This is a genomic window from Mesorhizobium amorphae, assembly GCF_014843845.1.
GTDB classification, from domain to species: domain Bacteria; phylum Pseudomonadota; class Alphaproteobacteria; order Rhizobiales; family Rhizobiaceae; genus Mesorhizobium; species Mesorhizobium amorphae_A.
Genome location: NZ_JHQS01000058.1, coordinates 43324 through 60400, shown reverse-complemented (window position 1 = coordinate 60400; position 17077 = coordinate 43324). Strand labels below are relative to the sequence as shown.

Here is a 17077-nt window from a genome sequence, read left to right as displayed (position 1 = left end):
GGCAGCTCCCTTCTCCCCGTTCACGGGGAGAAGGTCCCGGCAGGGGGATGAGGGGCAGCGCCGGCCTCTGCTGAGAAACGTCCATGAACGATCCCGCCAAAGTCACGCTGCGCCCGGCCACCGGTTCTGACGCCGCTGCTATCGCCAGGCTCATGCGGGCAGCTCTTGGCTCGTTCGACTGGATGCCGGTCATCCACACGCCGGACGAAGACCTTGCCTTTATCCGCGACATCGTGCTGCCCCGGCAGCTGGTGACGGTCGCCGAAGCCGGCACCGGTATTGCCGGCTTCATTGCCGTCAGTGGCGACTGGGTCGAGCAGCTCTATCTCGATCCGGCCTGGACCGGACAAGGCATCGGCAGTCGGCTGCTGATAGACGCGACCGCTGCCATGCCGGTCGTGAAACTGCATTGCTTTCAGTCCAATACCGGCGCCCGGCGTTTCTATGAAAGGCACGGGTTTCGCGTGGAAGCCTTCGGCGACGGCTCGGCCAACGAGGAAGGCCTGCCGGATATTCTCTACGTTCTGCGGCGCTAGCCGGTGCCTGGACGAGCGCCGCAAGGTCAATCGCGCGGCACCGGGCGGCCCTGCCCGGTTTCCCAAATGGCCTTGAAGCGCTCCACCATCGACAAGAACAGGCGCGGAGGCAGCAGGCCGTAGTCATATCGGTATGCAGAGTGCGGTACCGGACGAAGGTCGTAGCCTGGCCACGCAAAGCGATTGCCTTCGTGAAGCATCACCCACGAGCGTTCACCGTCGAGGCCCAGGTGGCGTTTGACGGCAGGCGGCAGCTCGATCGCCAACAATGGGTCCGTCGGCGGCACGTGCGTGACAGGCACGACGGTAACGATCAGACCATCGGCGCCACGTTCGACGGCCAGCACGATCACGCAAGGGCGATCCTTCCGCCCCTCATCCTGTCCGGCTTGATGCTCATGGTGCCACAGATATGCGTAGGAGATGACGAGGCCAAGCTGCGGATCGGGAAGCGGCATGCCCTACTTGGCATCCAGAAGGGCATTGAGATGATCATGCTCGGATGACATGCGGCCGCTGGCGATGGCCTCGACTTCCTCGTGCTGCAGATCCTTGGTAGCGAACGATTGCCGGACCAGGTTCTTGTAGCGCTGAAGGTCCTCATACTCGACGGCCGAAACGAAATAGCCGGTCGGGCGCCCGTGACTCATCACAGCGACAGGCTCCCGCTGCACAATCTCGCGGTAGCGTCCGAAATTACGGGCAAATTCGGTGGCAGGAACTTCTCGCATGACAGCTCTGTCCTAAATCGTGCATTTTACGTACTTAGCGTAATATACGCAATTTCCATATTTTGTCAAAGCTCAGTCGACGCTGTCATCGGCCAGCTGGCGCAACAGCTCCATCGCTTCTTCCGCCCGGTCGGCCGGCACGAACAGGTGATCGTGATAAAAGGCCGAGACCGGGTTGACGCCCATGCCGGCTCTGGCCAGCCGCGCGGTGATGGCGGCGAGGAAACCGACCGCTTCCAGCGACGAATGGATGTTCAGCGTGATCATGCGGCAGCGAAAGGTTGCTTCCAGGCCAGCCGCCTTTGCCTGGTCCTCGAGCACGATCAGCGTCGTGCCTTCATGCTCGCGAAACAGCATCACCGGTTCGAGCGCGTCGGGAACCAGCCTACCGGGCGGCAAGGTGACGAAGACATGCACGCCTGGCAGCAGTTCCGGCGTCATCGTCGCCAGGAGTTTTTTCAGGTCGGTCTCGCCAGCCATCGGTTGCTTCCGGATCTTGTGCAACAGGCAGCCGTCGAGCGCCTGCGCCTTTCGTCAAGTTTCGCTGACTTCGATAACGCGCACCGCCCTGCCCTCGCAAGACGACATGGCGAGTCGTTGACGGCTGAGCTTGCGCAGCAGCGCCGTCACACAATAGACGGGCTCAGGGCCGGCGCCGGTCCGTGAAAGGGTTTTCCTATGATCGTTCGCCCGCGTCCGGGGGTCCTGCACCTGTTCTTCATCATGCGCGGCTCGGTGGTGCCGCGCATCCTGCCGCAGATCTTTGGGTTCGCGGCCTACGGCGCGCTGGTGGTGATCATCGTGCGGGCCCTGAAGCTCGACTTCGGCAATGCCGGCACAGCACCCTTTGCCCTGCTGGGCGTCGCGCTGTCGATCTATCTCGGCTTCCGCAACAACGCCGCCTATGACCGCTGGTGGGAGGCGCGCAAGCTGTGGGGCCAGCTGGTCTTCGACATCCGCAACCTGGCGCGCGCTTCCACCGGCCTGATCGAGGACCGGACCGAGTTGCGCGGCCTGTTGATGGAAGCGACGGCCTTTTGCCACTTCCTGCGCGGCCTGCTCAGACGGGTCGATGCCACGGCGGAAGCCCGCACCTTCATAGGCGACGAGGTCGAAAGCGCCGCCAAGGCCGCCAATGCACCGGACGCTATGGTGCGGCGGATGGGCGGACGTATCGCAGCACTCCGCAAGGCCGGCGCCATCGATACGATCGGTTATCGCATCCTCGACGAACGGCTGTCGGAGATCGCCGCCGCGCAGGCAGGCTGCGAGCGCATCGCCGGAACGCCGTTGCCTTTTGCCTATACGCTGCTCCTGCAGCGCACCGCCTACATCTTCTGCCTGCTTTTGCCCTTTGGGCTGACTTCCGCCGCCGGCTGGGCGACACCGCTGTTCACGGCGCTGATCGCCTACACGTTCTTCGGCCTCGACGCGCTTTCGGAGGAGCTCGAGGACCCGTTCGGCACCCAGCCCAACGACCTTGCGCTGGACGGCCTTTGCCGCGTCTGCGAGATTTCGGTGTTCGAGGCGCTGGGCGAGACGCCGCCGAAGATGATCGCGGCCGAAAGGTTCTATTTTTCCTAGCCTTGGCAATGGCTTACCGGGCGGAACCGCGCCCGGATGCCAAAAGATTCCGGCCCGTGTCGGATTGCCGCCTCCTGCCGCGTCCTTGGCTCGACTCCCAAAAAAGGGAGCTCGCAGCATCAGGAGGGAACATCAATGTCCATATCGCAAACCGCACCCGTCTCATCAGGCGCCTTGTGGACCGGCCGTGCGCTCAGCACGATCATCGTGCTGTTCATGATCTTCGATGGCGTCATCAAACTGCCGCCACTGGATATCGTTACCCAGACCATGACGCAGCTTGGCTGGCCGGCCGATGCCAATGCCGCGCGCCTGCTCGGCATTATCGGGCTGGTTTCGACCGCGCTCTATGCGTTGCCGCGCACCTCGGTGCTCGGCGCCATCCTGCTCACCGCCTATATGGGCGGCGCCATCGCCACCCATGTCCGCATCGGCAGTCCGCTGTTTTCGCACATCCTGTTCGGCGTCTATCTCGGCGTTATCCTGTGGGGCGGCCTGTTCCTGCGCGACCCCAGGGTGCGCGCGCTGTTCGCCAACTAAGCCATTGAAAGGATCGGACAATGCTTGCCACCATCCTCATCATTCTGCTCGCCATCGTCGCCGCCGTGCTCCTCTATGCCGCGACGCGGCCGAACGACTTCGTCGTCAGCCGCTCGGCCAGCATCAAGGCGCCTGCCGAGGCGATCTTTCCGCTGATCAACGATTTCAGGCGCTGGCCCAGCTGGTCGCCTTACGAAAAACTCGACCCGGACATGAAACGCACGCTCTCCGGCGCCGAAAGCGGCAAGGGCGCCGCCTATGCATGGCAAGGCAACAGCAAGGCCGGGGTCGGTCGCATGGAAATCACCAATTCGGTTCCGTCGTCGCTGGTCGCGCTGAAGCTCGATTTCGAAAAGCCGTTCAAGGTCAACAACACCGTCGACTTCACCTTGACACCGTCGGGCGAGGACACGTCCGTCACCTGGGCGATGCGCGGCGGCCGGCCCTTCATCGCCAAGCTGATGGGCCTGTTCATGAATTTCGACACGCTCATCGGCAGGGATTTCGAGGCCGGACTCGCCAATCTGAAGCGAGCCGTTGAAAAGTAAGGCGGTCGGTGCGGCGCTCTATCTCTTTGTTTTGACGCATTTCCGGACGGAAAACCGCTTCACACTTTTCCTGGAATTGCTCTAGGCGGATCAAATCACGCTTCCGTGCGTTATCGACCCAAGGGTGGGTGAAGATGGTCTCGCCTTGGAGAGGAACGACGATGAAAAAAACCTTGCTTTTGCTGGCACTGCTGGTTCCGCTAGGGGCCTGTTCGCAAACGGAAAAGGGTGCCGCGGTCGGCGGCTTGGGTGGCGCCGCCATCGGTGCTGCGGTGGCCAACGATCCGGTGGAAGGCGCAGTCGTCGGTGGCGCCGTCGGTGCCGTTGCCGGTGCGTTGATCGGCCGGGCCAACGAACCGGACCGCTGCCGCTACCGGGATCGCTACGGGCGCACCTACATCGCCCGCTGCCCGGAGGGCTATTGAACCCGCGTGACCTTCTGCGACTGAGCATGCCCTGAAAAGAGGAACGGCGGGCCAAGGCCCGCCGTTCCTATAAGCGATAGGGAGCCGGATTACTCGGCGGTGGCGGCTTCCGCCTCGGCCGGTGCGGCGGCCGCGGCGGCAACAGCGGCGGCGGCATCGTCCTGCGCCTTCTTCAAAAGGGCAGCGCGCTCCTGCGCCTTCTTGCCGGGCTCGGCCTTCTTCGGGGTGGAGCGGGCTTCGCGCTTGGCGAGGCCGGCCTCGTCGAGGAAGCGCAGCACGCGGTCGGTCGGCTGGGCGCCGTGCGACAGCCAATGCTTGACACGGTCGGCGTCGACCTTGACGCGCTCGCCGTCCTTGGGCAGCAGCGGGTTCCACGAACCGAGCGACTCGATGAACCGGCCGTCGCGCGGCGAACGGGCGTCGGCGACGACGACGTGGTAGTAGGGACGCTTCTTCGAGCCCGCACGGGCCAGTCTGATCTTCAGTGCCATTTCTTTTCTCCTACTCTGATTTCGTTGATCTGTTAAGGCTGGTTTCTCAACCGGTTTTCGTCACGCCGTTGGCAGCGGCGATCTGTTCGTGGTGACGGATCACTTCGCGGACGACGAAGTTGAGGAATTTTTCCGCGAAATCGGGGTCGAGATGCGCATCCTTGGCCAATTGGCGAAGGCGGGCGATCTGCTGTTGCTCGCGCGCCGGATCGGCCGGCGGCAGGCCATGTTCGGCCTTCAGCACGCCGACCGCCTTGGTGCAACGGAAGCGCTCGGCCAACATATGGATGAGGGCGGCGTCGATATTGTCGATCGAAGCGCGATAGCCGGCGAGAACCGTGCGCGCGTCGGCCATGTCCTTGTCCTCGTTCATGACGCCCTCACTTCTTCTTCCCAAGACCGGGCAGCCCGCCGCCGCCCAGGCCGGGAAGACCGGGCAGCTTCATGCCGCCGGGCAGTCCGGGCAGGCCACCGCCGCTGGGGAGGCCGCCGGGCAAGCCCTTCATGCCGCCGAGGCCGGCCGCCTGCGCCTGCTTCTGCAGCGCTTCGAGCTGTTTTGGGTCCATCTTGGACAGGTCCGGCATGCCTCCCATACCGCCCATGCCACCCGGCATCATGCCGCCAAGACCCATCTTCGAGGCAAGGCCGCCCATCATGCCGCGCATGAGGCCGCCGCCTTTGCCCTTGCCGCCCATCGCCTTCATCATGTCGGCCATGCCGCGATGCATCTTCAGCAGCTTGTTGATCTCGGCTGCATCGGTGCCGGAGCCGGCGGCGATGCGCTTCTTGCGCGAGTGCTTCAGGATATCGGGGTTGGCGCGCTCGGCCTTGGTCATCGACGAGATGATGGCGAGCTGACGGCCGAACATCCTGTCGTCGAGGCCGGCCGCGGCCATCTGGTCCTTCATCTTGCCCATGCCGGGCATCATGCCCATGATGCCGCCCATGCCACCCATCTTCGACATCTGCTGAAGCTGGCCGGCGAGGTCGTTCAGGTCGAACTTGCCCGATTGCATCTTTTTGGCCATCGCCGCCGCTTGCTCGGCGTCGATGTTTTCGGCGGCCTTTTCGACAAGCGAGACAATGTCGCCCATGCCGAGGATGCGGTCGGCGATGCGCTTGGGATGGAATTCCTCCAGCCCGTCCATCTTTTCGCCGGTGCCGATCAGCTTGATCGGCTTGCCGGTGACGGCGCGCATGGAAAGGGCCGCGCCGCCGCGGCCGTCGCCGTCCATGCGGGTCAGCACCAGGCCGGTGATACCGACGCGCTCGTCGAAACTCTTGGCCAGGTTGACGGCGTCCTGGCCGGTCAGCGAGTCGGCGACCAGCAGGATCTCGTGCGGCGACGACACCTTCTTGATGTCGGCCATCTCGACCATCAGCGGCTCGTCGATATGGGTGCGGCCGGCAGTGTCGAGGATGACGACGTCATGGCCGCCGAGCTTTGCTGCCTGCACGGCGCGGCGCGCAATATCGACCGGGTTCTGGCCGGCGATGACCGGCAGCGTCGCCACCTTCACCTGCTCGCCGAGCTGGCGCAGCTGCTCCTGCGCGGCGGGGCGCCGCGTGTCGAGCGACGCCATCAGGACCTTCTTGTTCTGCCGCTCGGTCAACCGCTTGGCGATCTTGGCCGAGGTCGTCGTCTTGCCTGAGCCCTGCAGGCCGACCATCATGACGACGACGGGCGCCGGCGCGTTGAGGTCGACGGCGACGCCCTCGGCGCCCAGCATCTCGACCAGCTCGTCATGGACGATCTTGACGACCATCTGGCCGGGCTTGATCGACTTCACCACGGCGGCGCCGACCGCCTTCTCGCGCACCTTGTCGGTGAAGGAGCGCACCACTTCCAGCGCCACGTCGGCCTCGAGCAGCGCGCGGCGCACCTCGCGCAGCGCCGCCGAGACATCCGCCTCGGACAGCGCACCGCGGCCGGTCAGGCCGTTCAGGATCGAACCAAGACGTTCCTGTAGCGATTCAAACATTCTTTTTCCTTTTCCCTGGCACCCGGATGGTTGCCCGAGAGGTAGTGCGTTCGCGCCGATCGTCCAACCGGAAGCCAAAGCCAAAAAGCACCCGGGGGCGCACAGCGCTGCCGGGTGTTGGCCTCCAGGATCGATTTATGGCACTCGCCTCAAAAAGGCTTCGGCGTCCTGGTCGGCTTGCTCGGAGGGATACTCGTCGCGGAATTCGCGGCGTGTAGACAGGAAATCGGCCGCAGAGTCAAGGCGCGGGCCGAGATGAGCGTCGAAACGCTGGTTTTGCGACTGGTTCAAGGGAGCACCTCTCCGTCGAGGATACGCGCGTAGAGGTTGAGGTAACCCTTGGCGGTCCGGGCGATCGGAAAGCGCTCGGCGGCCGAGTCGCGGCAGCGTTGCGGGGATAGATCCGCGACGGCGGCAAGGGCCGCGCCGAACTCCGTATCGGTGTCGAAGAACCGCCCGGTGTCGGCGTCGACGATCTCGGGCAGCGCGCCGCGCGGCGTCGTCAGCACCGGCGTTCCGCACAGCATCGCCTCGACCGAAGCCATGCCGAACGGCTCTTCCCAGGCGATCGGATTGAGAAGGGCCTTTGCCTCTCCCAGCAGGCGCAGCTTTTCGTCGCCATCGACGATGCCATGGAAGCGGTAGCAGCTGGCAAGGCTTTTGAAGAAGACGCCCTGGTTTCGAACATGGCTGCGCGTGAGCAGTTTCCAGCGCGAGCCGCCGGCGATATCGAGGGGGAAATCAAACTTCTTCGCCAGGTCGACGGCGCGGTTCAGGTTCTTGCCGGCGCGCGCGATGCCGGCAAGGAACATCAGACGATCGGTCTTGGCGTTGGCCAGCCGATAGGCGTCGATCGGAAAGCCGTTGTGGACGAAGGTCTCGCGGCCGTGGTTGCGGGCGTGGCTGGCGCTGACGAAACTCCAGTTCTTCTGCCGTCTGGGCTCGCTTGGAGTATAGCCGTGCTCGGTGTTGAGGGTCGGAAACGGAACCTCGATAAACCAGCTGTTGAAATGGACAATATCGGTGTCGGCGGGGATGGCGGCCCGGCATTGCTGCGCCGACGACGCCTGCCGCACTTCGCACAACGGATGGCTGGAGCCAGGGTCGGCGATAAGCACCACCCGGTGGCCGAGGCGCGCGAGTTCGCTCGCCAGCCACTCGACCTGACGCTGGGTGCCGCCATAGCCCTTGCAGGGGATTGCGCCCCTGACCACCAATGTGATGCGCATTAGTCCGGCCCGACCTTCAGCGGCGAGCGCGGATGCAACAGGAGCAACACCGTCAGCAGGCTGCTGACGATGCCGATCGCGGCGATCAGGACCGCGTCCCATGTCGTCCAGCCGGGGCCTTCCAACGGCTTGGCGTTGAACAGGGCAAAGGAATTGTAGCCTGCCTGGTGCGAAATCAGCAGGAAGCCGGTCAGGTTGTTGCCGAGATGGGCGCCGAAGGCAGCACCCAGATTGCCCGTCGCATAGACCAGCAGCGTCAGCACCAGCGCGAAGGTGGCGATCGAGACCAGCACGCAGGCATTGATGGCGAGCGACGAGGCCGAACTCCAATGCAGCGCGGTGAACAGCAGCACCGGCAGCAACACCCAGATCAGAGGGCTGCGAAACCGGTTTGCCAGGCCTCTCAGCAGATAGCCGCGAAACAGCGCCTCCTCGGAGGACGTCTGCAGAAAGGCCAGCAAGACGATCGGGACGAGGAACAGCAGCCAGGACGGCAGGCTGATCGCGCCGCGCGCGATCTCGGGTTGCAGCCAATAGAGCAACACCTCGGAGAGCAGCGAGGTGGTCAGCACCGCCGCCAGGCCCTTGAGGAATCCCTGGCGCGAAACGCGGCGGCTGGTTCCGATCAGCGCCGACAGCGGCTCCCCATGCACCCAGCGCATGGCGATCCAAAGGCCGATCCAGATGCCGGCGAAGGAGACCAGTGCGATAAGGATCCCTTCGGGCGATGCCAGGAAATCCTGCACCGGCCGGCCGGTCGGCGCGCTGCCGGCCATCGAGGCCCGCCAGGCGACGAAGGCATAGGTGCCGCCGAGCAGCACGACCAGGGTCGTCGCCACCCAGAAAAGCACGACAATGGCGCTTCCGAGCAGGAGGCGCGGCAAATTTGTCTTGTCGTTCGGCGAGCGCCGATAGCGCTCGAAAGCGGCATTGTCGATGATCACGCGGCTCCCCTGCCCAACGTATTCGCGACGCATGATCTATGGGATCGGGGCTCCGCGCGCAATCATCCTCGTCGGGGCCCTCATGTGCTGAGCTCGAAAAGAGCGGCGGCCGCCAGCGCTGGCGGCCGCGTGTTTCAGTGACCTAGTCACGCATGATGTAGACGATGCGCCGCGTGCCGGGGTCGACCAGCGCCGGCTGGTTGTTCACATAGACATAGCGGTAGTCGTAGTCAGGGATTTCACGCAACTCGACCGTGTCCGGCAAGGTCGCGCCCGTCACCACCTCGCCATCGAGATAGACAGGGTCGAGCCGGTTCGTGGTGACATAGGTGCCGACTTCGGCCGGCGGTCTGGCGATCGGGTCGATCGGTTCGGCCGCGACAATGGCGCTGGTATAGGTATCCGTATAGATATCGTCACTCGGCGGCGTCACAACCGCGATATCGGCGTCAACCGGCCGGCGCGTCAGCACCACCTGATTGCCGCCGAAATCGGCCGTTACATAATCCGAATAGACCCAGCCTTGGCCATTGGCCTCGGCGATGGTGCACCATTTGCTGTTTGCAATGCAGCCCTGGAGCGTTGCCGACTGGCCGGCGGCCAGCACGCCGATCACGGGATATTGCGGGCCGGGGCCGGCGCGCACGTTGAGATCGGTGACAGCCGAAACGGCTGTCTCGGCCAGAGCCGCGCCCGACATGGCGACGAGCGCCCCGGCGATGGCCGGAAACAGTATGGCTTTCATGATTTCTCTCCGTTCTTCGAACTCCCTCGCGAACGGGGACGAAACAAGGCTCTATGCGTTCCGGCTAAAATGCCCCTGCCGGCTCACGAATTGTTCCGGTTTCTTTCGGCAAACCGGTCAAAAGCGCGTGGACGAAGTCCAGTTTCCGCGCCGTCACGTCCGAAATGACGAAGGGATAGAGATCGGGCAGGCCCATGCAGCGGTTGATCGAGTTGGACGCCTCCGACAGGACCAGCCAACGGGCGAGGATCCTGTCGAAGGGCTCGGGCACGGTGGCGGGTTCGGACGGCGCTGCCTGCAGTTTGCCGCCGGTATCGCCGCGCGGCAGCGCCTCGGCGTCAACCGTCTCCAGCCGGCCAAGCGGGAAATTCAGCGCATGCACCATCTCCAGCGTGTCGGTGATGTGCAGATAGTGCGCGAAGGTTTCGGCCCAGTCTTCCCAAGGGTGCGACGTCGCATAAGCGGAGATGTGGCCCTGCTGCCAGTCGGGCGCAGCACCCGTGGCATAGTAGGTCTGAAGCGCCTGCTCATAGTCCGGGCGATCGTCGCCGAACAAGGCGCGGAAGGCTGCAAGCCTTTGCGGGTCGTCTCGGATCAGCCGATCCCAGTAATAGTGGCCGAGCTCGTGGCGGAAATGGCCGAGCAGCGTGCGGTAATTCTCGCCCATTTCGACGCGCCGTCTTTCACGTTCGGCGGAGTCCGCCTCGGCGACGTTGAGCGTGATCAGGCCATTGTCATGGCCGGTCAGGATGCGCTCGCCGCCTGGGCCGCCGCCGATCGGATCGGCAAGGAAGTCGAAGGCAAGGCCGGCCTCGTCGCCGGGGTTGTGCTTTGGTGCGGTCGGCAGGCCGAAGGCGAGCAGCGAATAGATGGCGCGCTTCTTGGCCGCCTCGACGCGGATCCAGCGCCGGCGGTTGCCGTCGACCGAGAGGTCCGGGATCAGCTGGTTCAGCGCGCAGGCGCGGCAGAAGGCCGGGCCCGGCCCCGCCCGCCAGTTGCAGGCGCATTCATCGGCATTGGTGCATTGGAAAACGCCGTCGATACCAGACAAGGTAAAGCTTGCCTGCTCGGGATCATAGAGGACGAGGCTGGCGCAGCTCAGGCACTGGGCGTTCTCGAAATAGAGGCGGTGGCCGCAATGCGGGCAGTCGAACAGCTTCATTGTGCTCTCAAATCGTCAGAGCCAGCATATAGGGCGGGATCGCCGGCCACCCAAACGCGAGCCGCCGCCCCAGCCGCCGCTATCCAATCGCAAGCAAGGCGGCCACCTGCCGTGCCACGCTCTCTCCCGACAGGCGCGCGCCACCGCAGGTCTGGATGAGCGGACCAGCCAGGTGCTCGCCGGCGAAGAAGATCTTTTCCGCCACCGGCTGCATCAGGGTGGCGCGCGCTTCGGAGCGTCCCGGGCGGGCCGCCGCATACGCTCCGCGCACGAAGCGCTCGCCGCCCCAATTGGTCATCATGGCGCGTGCGACATGCTTGCGGGTGTCCGCACCGAAGATGTTGCAGAGACGGTCGATGACGAAGTCGATGCCCGCCGCTTCACCGGCAGCGGACATCTCCCAGGCGAAGTCACCGCCGACGAAACCGACCATCAGGTCGAGATCGAAGGGAAAGCACAGGAAGTAGATGTCGTGTCTGGCCAACCGCTCGATCAACAGATCGTCGAAGGGCTGCAGGCCAAGCCTGGTGCCCCGGATCTCGACCGGCAGCTTGGTCAGCATGCCCATAGGCAGATCGAAGAAGGCGCCAAAATGCGTATCGGGAAGCGCCGGCGAGAACTCGATCTCCTCGAAGGCGAGCACCGCCGGCGAGGCTGTGACGATGACCGCCCTGGCGCGGATGGTGCCGCGATCGGTGACGCAGGCGACACCCGGCACGTCCCAGAGGATCTTTCGCACCGGCGTCGACAGTTCCACCGGCAGGTCTGCCCCGAAATGCGCCACCAGGGCGCCAAACCCTTCCTTGCTGAAATAATTGGGATCGAGATCGGCGGCGGCCTGAAAGTCACGGATCGATATTTCGTCCTCGTCGGCGCCAAAATCCATCGGCCCGGCGAAGGTGGCGGCGGCGCGCGGCGCATGTCCCTTGGCGAGGAGTGCCGAAAGGCGGTCGTCGTCGCCCTCTTCCACCTGGTGCGCGGCCAGCAGTTCGAACAGCCGTGCATCGGCGGCCTTCATCTCGGCCTCTTCGACCTCGCTTGCCTTGCGCTGGCGGTAATAGAGATGATCGACATTCATGTCGTGATGGTGAAGCGTCCAGCCGGCGGCCTCGGCCTCGGGAAAATAGGGATTGCGATCCGCGGCATGCAGCCAGGCGCAGCCGATGTCGAACGGGACGCCGAAATGCTGGTCGCTGGTCCAGGCGCGACCGCCGACGCGGCCCATCGCTTCCAGCAGTTTGAAGGAAAGGCCGGCGGCGCGAATGGTCTTGGCGGCGGCGAGGCCAGCGGAGCCGGCGCCGATGATCACGACGTCAACGTCATCCATGAATGCAAGACCCCCGCCACAATATCTACTTGATCGTAGGCAAATTGCGCGGCATTGGCCAGCGTAGCGCCGGGGGTACGGTGACAATTGCGCGTTTCACTGGCAAATTCGCAACCGGGACGTGATTCAGGCAATCAGGAGAAAAGCATGGCATTTCTTGCCAAGGGAAGAATTTTTGCGGCCGCGCTGGCGGTGCTTGCGCTGGCGACGGGCGCGCAGGCGGCCAGCTGCGGCAAGAACGGCGCTGGCTTCGAGGCCTGGAAGCAGGAGTTTGCCGCGGAGGCCAGGTCCAACGGTGTCGGTTCGAAGGGTCTGGCCGCTCTGGCCGGCGCCACCTACGCAACAAAGACGATCAGCGTCGACCGCGCCATCCATAAGGCTTTCAGCGGCTCTGTCGAAGAGTTCATGAAGCGCCGCGGTGGGGCCGCGATCATTTCCAAGGGCCGTTCGCTGAAGAAGTCGAACGCGGCGCTGTTCAACAAGATCGAAGCGACCTACGGCGTGTCGCCGGGTGTGTTGCTCGCCATCTGGGGCATGGAGACCGGCTTCGGTGCCTCCTTGGGCAAGCAGAATACGGTCTCTGCCATTCTGACGCTTGCCTATGATTGCCGCCGGCCGGGGTTCTTTTATCCGCATGCCATTGCAGCCCTGAAGCTGGTCGATCGCGGCGCGTTGAGCGCCTCGTCGGTCGGCGCAGCGCATGGCGAGATTGGCCATACGCAGTTCCTGCCCGGAAATGTTTTGCAGTATGGCGTCGGCAACGGGAATCTGCGCGACAAAGCCACTGCGCTGGCTTCCACCGCCAACTTCCTCAAGGCTCATGGCTGGCAGGCGGGTGCGAGCGCAAGCGCGAATATGGGCGCCATTGCCGGCTGGAATTCCGCGAGCGTCTATCAACAGGCCATCGCCCGCATCGCCACGGCGATCGACGGCGATTGAATAGAAATCTCTAATCGACGAAAGCCCGGCCATGTGCCGGGCTTTTTTGTTGATGCGTGTGGCAAATGCCATGCCGGCTGAGCGCCTGGCACATCGCTCTCAATTGCGGTTGCGCGCGGCAAGTGTGCGCAGCCGCAGCGCGTTGAGGCGGATGAAGCCGGCGGCGTCCTTCTGGTCGTAGGCGCCGCGGTCGTCCTCGAAGGTGACCAGCGCGTCGGAATAGAGCGTCTTGTTCGACTTGCGGCCGGTGACCATGACGTTGCCCTTATAGAGCTTGAGCCGCACCGTGCCTTCGACGTCTTCCTGGCTCTTGTCGATCATCGCCTGCAGCATCAGCCGCTCGGGCGAGAACCAGAAGCCGTTGTAGATCAGCTCGGCATAGCGCGGCATGAACTCGTCCTTGAGGTGGCCGGCGCCCCTGTCGAGCGCGATCGACTCGATGGCGCGGTGGGCTGATATCAGTATGGTGCCGCCAGGCGTCTCGTAGACGCCACGCGATTTCATGCCGACGAAACGGTTCTCGACCAGGTCGAGGCGGCCGATGCCATTGTCGCGGCCGAGATCGTTGAGCGCCGCCAGCATCGTCGCCGGCGACAGCTTCTTGCCATTCAGCGCGATCGGATCGCCCTTGAGGAACTCGATCTCGATCTCGGTGACCTTGTCCGGCGCATCCATCGGCGAGACGGTGCGCTGGTGGACGAATTCCGGCGGCTCGCTCCACGGATCTTCCAGCACCTTGCCCTCGGACGACGAGTGCAGCAGGTTGGCGTCGACCGAGAACGGCGCGTCGCCCTTCTTGTCCTTCGGCACCGGGATCTGGTGCTGCTCGGCGAAGTTGATCAGGTCGGTGCGCGACTTGAACGACCAGTCGCGCCACGGCGCGATGACCTTGATGTCGGGATTCAGCGCATAGGCCGACAGCTCGAAACGGACCTGGTCGTTGCCCTTGCCGGTAGCACCATGAGCAATTGCATCGGCACCCGTCTCCCTGGCGATCTCGACCAGATGCTTGGAGATCAGGGGTCGGGCGATCGAGGTCCCGAGCAGGTAAGTGCCTTCATAGACGGCGTTGGCGCGAAACATCGGGAAGACGAAGTCGGCGACGAATTCCTCGCGCACATCGACGACGCGGATGTCCTTGATGCCCATCATCTCGGCCTTGCGGCGCGCCGGCTCCAGCTCGCCGCCCTGGCCGAGGTCGGCGGTGAAGGTGACGACTTCGGCGCCAAGCTCGGTCTGCAGCCATTTCAGGATGATGGAGGTGTCGAGGCCGCCGGAATAGGCGAGCACGACTTTCTTGACGTCTTTTGCTTTTGACATTTGGCGGTTCCGCGACAGGAGTTCTCGGCGGGCGAGGTATCACGGCGTTTCCGGCCTGCGCAAGAGACGAACGGTGGCTGGACCAGATGCTGGATCAGCCAGAAGCTGGCAAGGGCAGGACACTTGCGTTATGGCTGCGCCGTCTTTTGCTGCCTTGAGACCGGCCATGTCCTTCATTCCCGACACCGCGACGCTGATCCAGTTCGCCATTGCCACCGTCATCCTGGCGATCACGCCGGGGCCCGACATGACGCTGTTCGTCTCGCGGACACTGAGCCAGGGCCGCGCCACCGGCTTTGCCTCGATGGCGGGCGCGCTGTGCGGCACGCTGATCCACACGACGCTGGTGGTGGTTGGCATCTCGGCGCTGATCGTCGCCTCGCCGATGGCCTTCTTCGTGCTGAAGATTTTTGGCGCCGGCTATCTGGTGTTCCTGGCCTGGCAGGCGCTCGCCAAGGGGTCCGCGTTTTCGCCGGAGAAGAAGAGCGGGCCACAAATCTCGTTGTTCCGCAGCTGGGCGGCCGGGCTGGGCGTCAATCTGCTCAACCCGAAGATCATACTGTTCTTCATGACGTTTTTGCCGCAGTTCGTTTCCGCGCACGATCCGAACGCACCGGGCAAACTGTTCTTCCTTGGTGCGGTGTTCATCGTGCTATCGATCCCGGTGACGGCGCCGATGGTGTTTGCTGCGGAAAGGTTCTCGGCGGCGATGAAGGCCAGCCCGCGCGTCACGCGGGTGGTCGACTATCTGTTTGCCGGCGTGTTCTCGGCCTTCGCGCTCAAGATCCTGACGGCCCAGGCGAAATAGGCGCTTCGCTTTTCCACCAGCTTCCGGCCCAGCGGCCGGCGGCGAGCCAATAGAAGATGCCACCGACCATGCCGCAGCCGATCACGGCAGCGATGGCACGTGGCTCAGTGACGTCGAAATCGGCGTCGGCGTTCTGATGGACAAAGCCGAGGAAGACCGCGGCAACCACGCCGCCGGCAAGCGCGTAGAACAGCCAGTCGCGCCGCCCGAGGATTTCGGAAATCAGGATGACGATCGCCGCCGGCATGAAGCCGAAATAGGCGACGAACAGCGCCACGAACGGAATAGAGAAATAGAGCGATGCGGTCGCCGTCGGGTGGGTCTGGTCCGGCGAATAGCCGAGCGAAGCCAGGAACAGGATGTTGAGGAAGGCGCTAGCCGCCAGCGAGGCGACGATATAGCCGATCAGGATGACGGCGAAGCGGATGAGATAGGCGAGAAGACGGCTCACGCCTCGCCGTGCCCCGCGATCATCATGGCTTCCAGCGCGAGGCGGTCGACTTTGCGCATGCGCTCCGATTCCGACTTCAGCTGGCCGCAGGCGGCGAGGATGTCGCGGCCGCGCGGGGTGCGGATCGGCGAGGCGTAGCCGGCATTGTTGATGTAGTCGGCGAACTTCTCGATCGTCTCCCAGTCGGAGCACTGATAGTTGGTGCCCGGCCACGGGTTGAACGGGATCAGATTGATCTTGGCCGGGATGCCCTTGAGCAGCTTGATCAGCCCCTTGGCGTCGTCGATGGAATCATTGACGTCCTTCAGCATCACATATTCGAAGGTGATGCGCTTGGCGTTGGACAGGCCAGGATAGGCGCGGCAGGCGGCGATCAATTCCTTCAGCGGATACTTCTTGTTGATCGGCACCAGCAGGTCGCGCAGATCGTCATTGGTGGCATGCAGCGAGATCGCCAGCATGACGCCGATCTCCTCGCCGGTGCGGAAGATTTCGGGCACGACGCCGGAGGTCGACAGCGTGATGCGCCTTTTCGACAGGGAAAGTCCGTCGCCGTCGGAAGCGATCAACAGCGCCTTCTTCACCGCCTCGAAATTGTAGAGCGGCTCGCCCATGCCCATCATGACGATGTTGGAGACTTTTCTGCCCTCGGCCGGCACGATGGCACCGTCCGGCGTGTCGCGGTCGGGGAAATCGCCGAGCCGGTCGCGGGCGGTCAAAAGCTGGGCGAGGATTTCCTCGGCGGTCAAATTGCGCACCAGCTTCTGCGTGCCGGTGTGGCAGAAGGAACAGGTCAGCGTGCAGCCGACCTGCGAGGAGATGCAGAGCGTGCCGCGCCCTTCCTCGGGAATGTAGACGGTCTCGATCTCGACCGGCCGACCGGCGCCGCGCGGCGGAAAGCGGAACAGCCATTTACGCGTGCCGTCGGCGGAAATCTGCTCCTCGACGATTTCGGGCCGCGCCACGGTGAAATGCTTGTCCAGCTCGGCGCGCAGATCCTTGGAGATGTTGAACATGCCGGCAAAGTCGGAAACGCCGCGCACATACATCCAGTGCCAAAGCTGCTGGGCGCGCATTTTTGCCTGGCGCTCCGGCACGATGCCCGCGGCGACGAGGGCTTCACCGAGTTCGGCGCGCGTCAGGCCGATCAGCGACGGCTTTTCGGGCTGTGCTGCGCGGGCGCGCAACGCGTCACGAGCGCCTTCGGCGGTAAGATCGAATGAAAAGGTCATGGTAGCGCCAATATAAGCGGTTTGCGGCCGATTTCAGCATCGTGCCGGAAATGAAGCGCGGCGCATAGCACAGGTTGCGCGCG

At 64.0% G+C, this 17077-nt stretch carries 21 protein-coding genes; 7 read left to right on the top strand and 14 right to left on the bottom strand.

From position 1 onward, the window contains the following. Positions 1-83 precede the first annotated feature (83 nt). Positions 84-536: a GNAT family N-acetyltransferase gene (locus DH08_RS24690; RefSeq protein WP_192181774.1), complete on the top strand. Its 453-nt coding sequence runs from the start codon at positions 84-86 to the stop codon at positions 534-536. A 26-nt stretch (positions 537-562) separates the two neighbouring features. Here DH08_RS24690 and DH08_RS24685 read toward each other — a convergent pair whose 3' ends face one another. The 3 genes from DH08_RS24685 to DH08_RS24675 all read right to left on the bottom strand — a co-directional run bounded on the left by DH08_RS24685 (position 563) and on the right by DH08_RS24675 (position 1747). Continuing rightward, positions 563-994, bottom strand: a complete 432-nt coding sequence (locus DH08_RS24685; RefSeq protein ID WP_192181773.1) for a type II toxin-antitoxin system PemK/MazF family toxin — start codon at positions 992-994, stop codon at positions 563-565. 3 nt (positions 995-997) lie between these two features. Next, a complete protein-coding gene (locus DH08_RS24680) occupies positions 998-1267 on the bottom strand; it encodes a type II toxin-antitoxin system prevent-host-death family antitoxin (RefSeq protein WP_192181772.1) in 270 nt (89 codons plus the stop codon). A 72-nt stretch (positions 1268-1339) separates the two neighbouring features. After that, positions 1340-1747, bottom strand: a complete 408-nt coding sequence (locus tag DH08_RS24675; RefSeq protein WP_192181771.1) for an ACT domain-containing protein — start codon at positions 1745-1747, stop codon at positions 1340-1342. Positions 1748-1945: 198 nt separating this feature from the next. Here DH08_RS24675 and DH08_RS24670 point away from each other — a divergent pair, with 198 nt between their 5' ends. The 4 genes from DH08_RS24670 (at position 1946) to DH08_RS24655 (ending at position 4364) form a co-directional block, all read left to right on the top strand. Continuing rightward, a complete protein-coding gene (locus tag DH08_RS24670; RefSeq protein WP_192181770.1) occupies positions 1946-2851 on the top strand; it encodes a bestrophin family protein in 906 nt (301 codons plus the stop codon). 135 nt (positions 2852-2986) lie between these two features. Beyond that, positions 2987-3391: a DoxX family protein gene (locus tag DH08_RS24665; protein ID WP_192181769.1), complete on the top strand. Its 405-nt coding sequence runs from the start codon at positions 2987-2989 to the stop codon at positions 3389-3391. 20 nt (positions 3392-3411) lie between these two features. After that, positions 3412-3939 carry an SRPBCC family protein gene (locus DH08_RS24660; RefSeq protein WP_192181768.1) on the top strand — a complete coding sequence of 176 codons (528 nt, stop codon included), beginning with the start codon at positions 3412-3414 and terminating at the stop codon, positions 3937-3939. 161 nt (positions 3940-4100) lie between these two features. Further along, positions 4101-4364 carry a glycine zipper domain-containing protein gene (locus DH08_RS24655; protein WP_040582915.1) on the top strand — a complete coding sequence of 88 codons (264 nt, stop codon included), beginning with the start codon at positions 4101-4103 and terminating at the stop codon, positions 4362-4364. 89 nt (positions 4365-4453) lie between these two features. Here the strand turns inward: DH08_RS24655 and rpsP are convergent, their stop codons facing one another. The 8 genes from rpsP to DH08_RS24615 form a co-directional block, all read right to left on the bottom strand. Continuing rightward, positions 4454-4855: a 30S ribosomal protein S16 gene (rpsP, locus tag DH08_RS24650; RefSeq protein ID WP_192181767.1), complete on the bottom strand. Its 402-nt coding sequence runs from the start codon at positions 4853-4855 to the stop codon at positions 4454-4456. Between the two features lie 46 nt (positions 4856-4901). After that, positions 4902-5228 carry a chorismate mutase gene (locus DH08_RS24645; protein ID WP_192181766.1) on the bottom strand — a complete coding sequence of 109 codons (327 nt, stop codon included), beginning with the start codon at positions 5226-5228 and terminating at the stop codon, positions 4902-4904. Positions 5229-5235: 7 nt separating this feature from the next. Beyond that, entirely contained in the window at positions 5236-6837 is a 1602-nt protein-coding gene (ffh, locus tag DH08_RS24640) for a signal recognition particle protein (protein WP_192181765.1), read from the bottom strand. Between the two features lie 287 nt (positions 6838-7124). After that, positions 7125-8066 (bottom strand): glycosyltransferase, encoded by a 942-nt coding sequence (locus tag DH08_RS24635; protein ID WP_192181764.1) that lies wholly within the window; start codon positions 8064-8066, stop codon positions 7125-7127. Continuing rightward, positions 8066-9010, bottom strand: coding sequence for a CPBP family glutamic-type intramembrane protease (locus DH08_RS24630; RefSeq protein WP_192181763.1), 945 nt, complete (start codon positions 9008-9010; stop codon positions 8066-8068). Before DH08_RS24630 ends, DH08_RS24635 begins: the two co-directional genes overlap by 1 nt. A 142-nt stretch (positions 9011-9152) precedes the next feature. Next, positions 9153-9755 (bottom strand): DUF1236 domain-containing protein, encoded by a 603-nt coding sequence (locus DH08_RS24625; RefSeq protein ID WP_192181762.1) that lies wholly within the window; start codon positions 9753-9755, stop codon positions 9153-9155. Positions 9756-9819: 64 nt separating this feature from the next. Then, on the bottom strand, positions 9820-10917 hold the full coding sequence (locus tag DH08_RS24620) for a zinc-binding metallopeptidase family protein (protein ID WP_192181761.1): 1098 nt from the start codon (positions 10915-10917) through the stop codon (positions 9820-9822). 79 nt (positions 10918-10996) lie between these two features. After that, entirely contained in the window at positions 10997-12244 is a 1248-nt protein-coding gene (locus tag DH08_RS24615; RefSeq protein WP_192181760.1) for a flavin monoamine oxidase family protein, read from the bottom strand. 147 nt (positions 12245-12391) lie between these two features. Between DH08_RS24615 and DH08_RS24610 the strand changes: the two genes are divergently transcribed. After that, positions 12392-13183: a lytic murein transglycosylase gene (locus DH08_RS24610; protein ID WP_192181759.1), complete on the top strand. Its 792-nt coding sequence runs from the start codon at positions 12392-12394 to the stop codon at positions 13181-13183. 99 nt (positions 13184-13282) lie between these two features. Here the strand turns inward: DH08_RS24610 and DH08_RS24605 are convergent, their stop codons facing one another. Continuing rightward, positions 13283-14503 carry an argininosuccinate synthase gene (locus tag DH08_RS24605; RefSeq protein WP_192181758.1) on the bottom strand — a complete coding sequence of 407 codons (1221 nt, stop codon included), beginning with the start codon at positions 14501-14503 and terminating at the stop codon, positions 13283-13285. A gap of 166 nt (positions 14504-14669) precedes the next feature. Here DH08_RS24605 and DH08_RS24600 point away from each other — a divergent pair, with 166 nt between their 5' ends. Further along, positions 14670-15311: a LysE family translocator gene (locus tag DH08_RS24600; RefSeq protein ID WP_192181757.1), complete on the top strand. Its 642-nt coding sequence runs from the start codon at positions 14670-14672 to the stop codon at positions 15309-15311. Here DH08_RS24600 and DH08_RS24595 read toward each other — a convergent pair. Continuing rightward, positions 15283-15762, bottom strand: coding sequence for a hypothetical protein (locus DH08_RS24595; protein ID WP_192181756.1), 480 nt, complete (start codon positions 15760-15762; stop codon positions 15283-15285). The genes DH08_RS24600 and DH08_RS24595 overlap by 29 nt on opposite strands. Next, positions 15759-16994 carry a dual-specificity RNA methyltransferase RlmN gene (gene rlmN / locus DH08_RS24590; protein WP_192181755.1) on the bottom strand — a complete coding sequence of 412 codons (1236 nt, stop codon included), beginning with the start codon at positions 16992-16994 and terminating at the stop codon, positions 15759-15761. Before rlmN ends, DH08_RS24595 begins: the two co-directional genes overlap by 4 nt. Positions 16995-17077 lie beyond the last annotated feature (83 nt).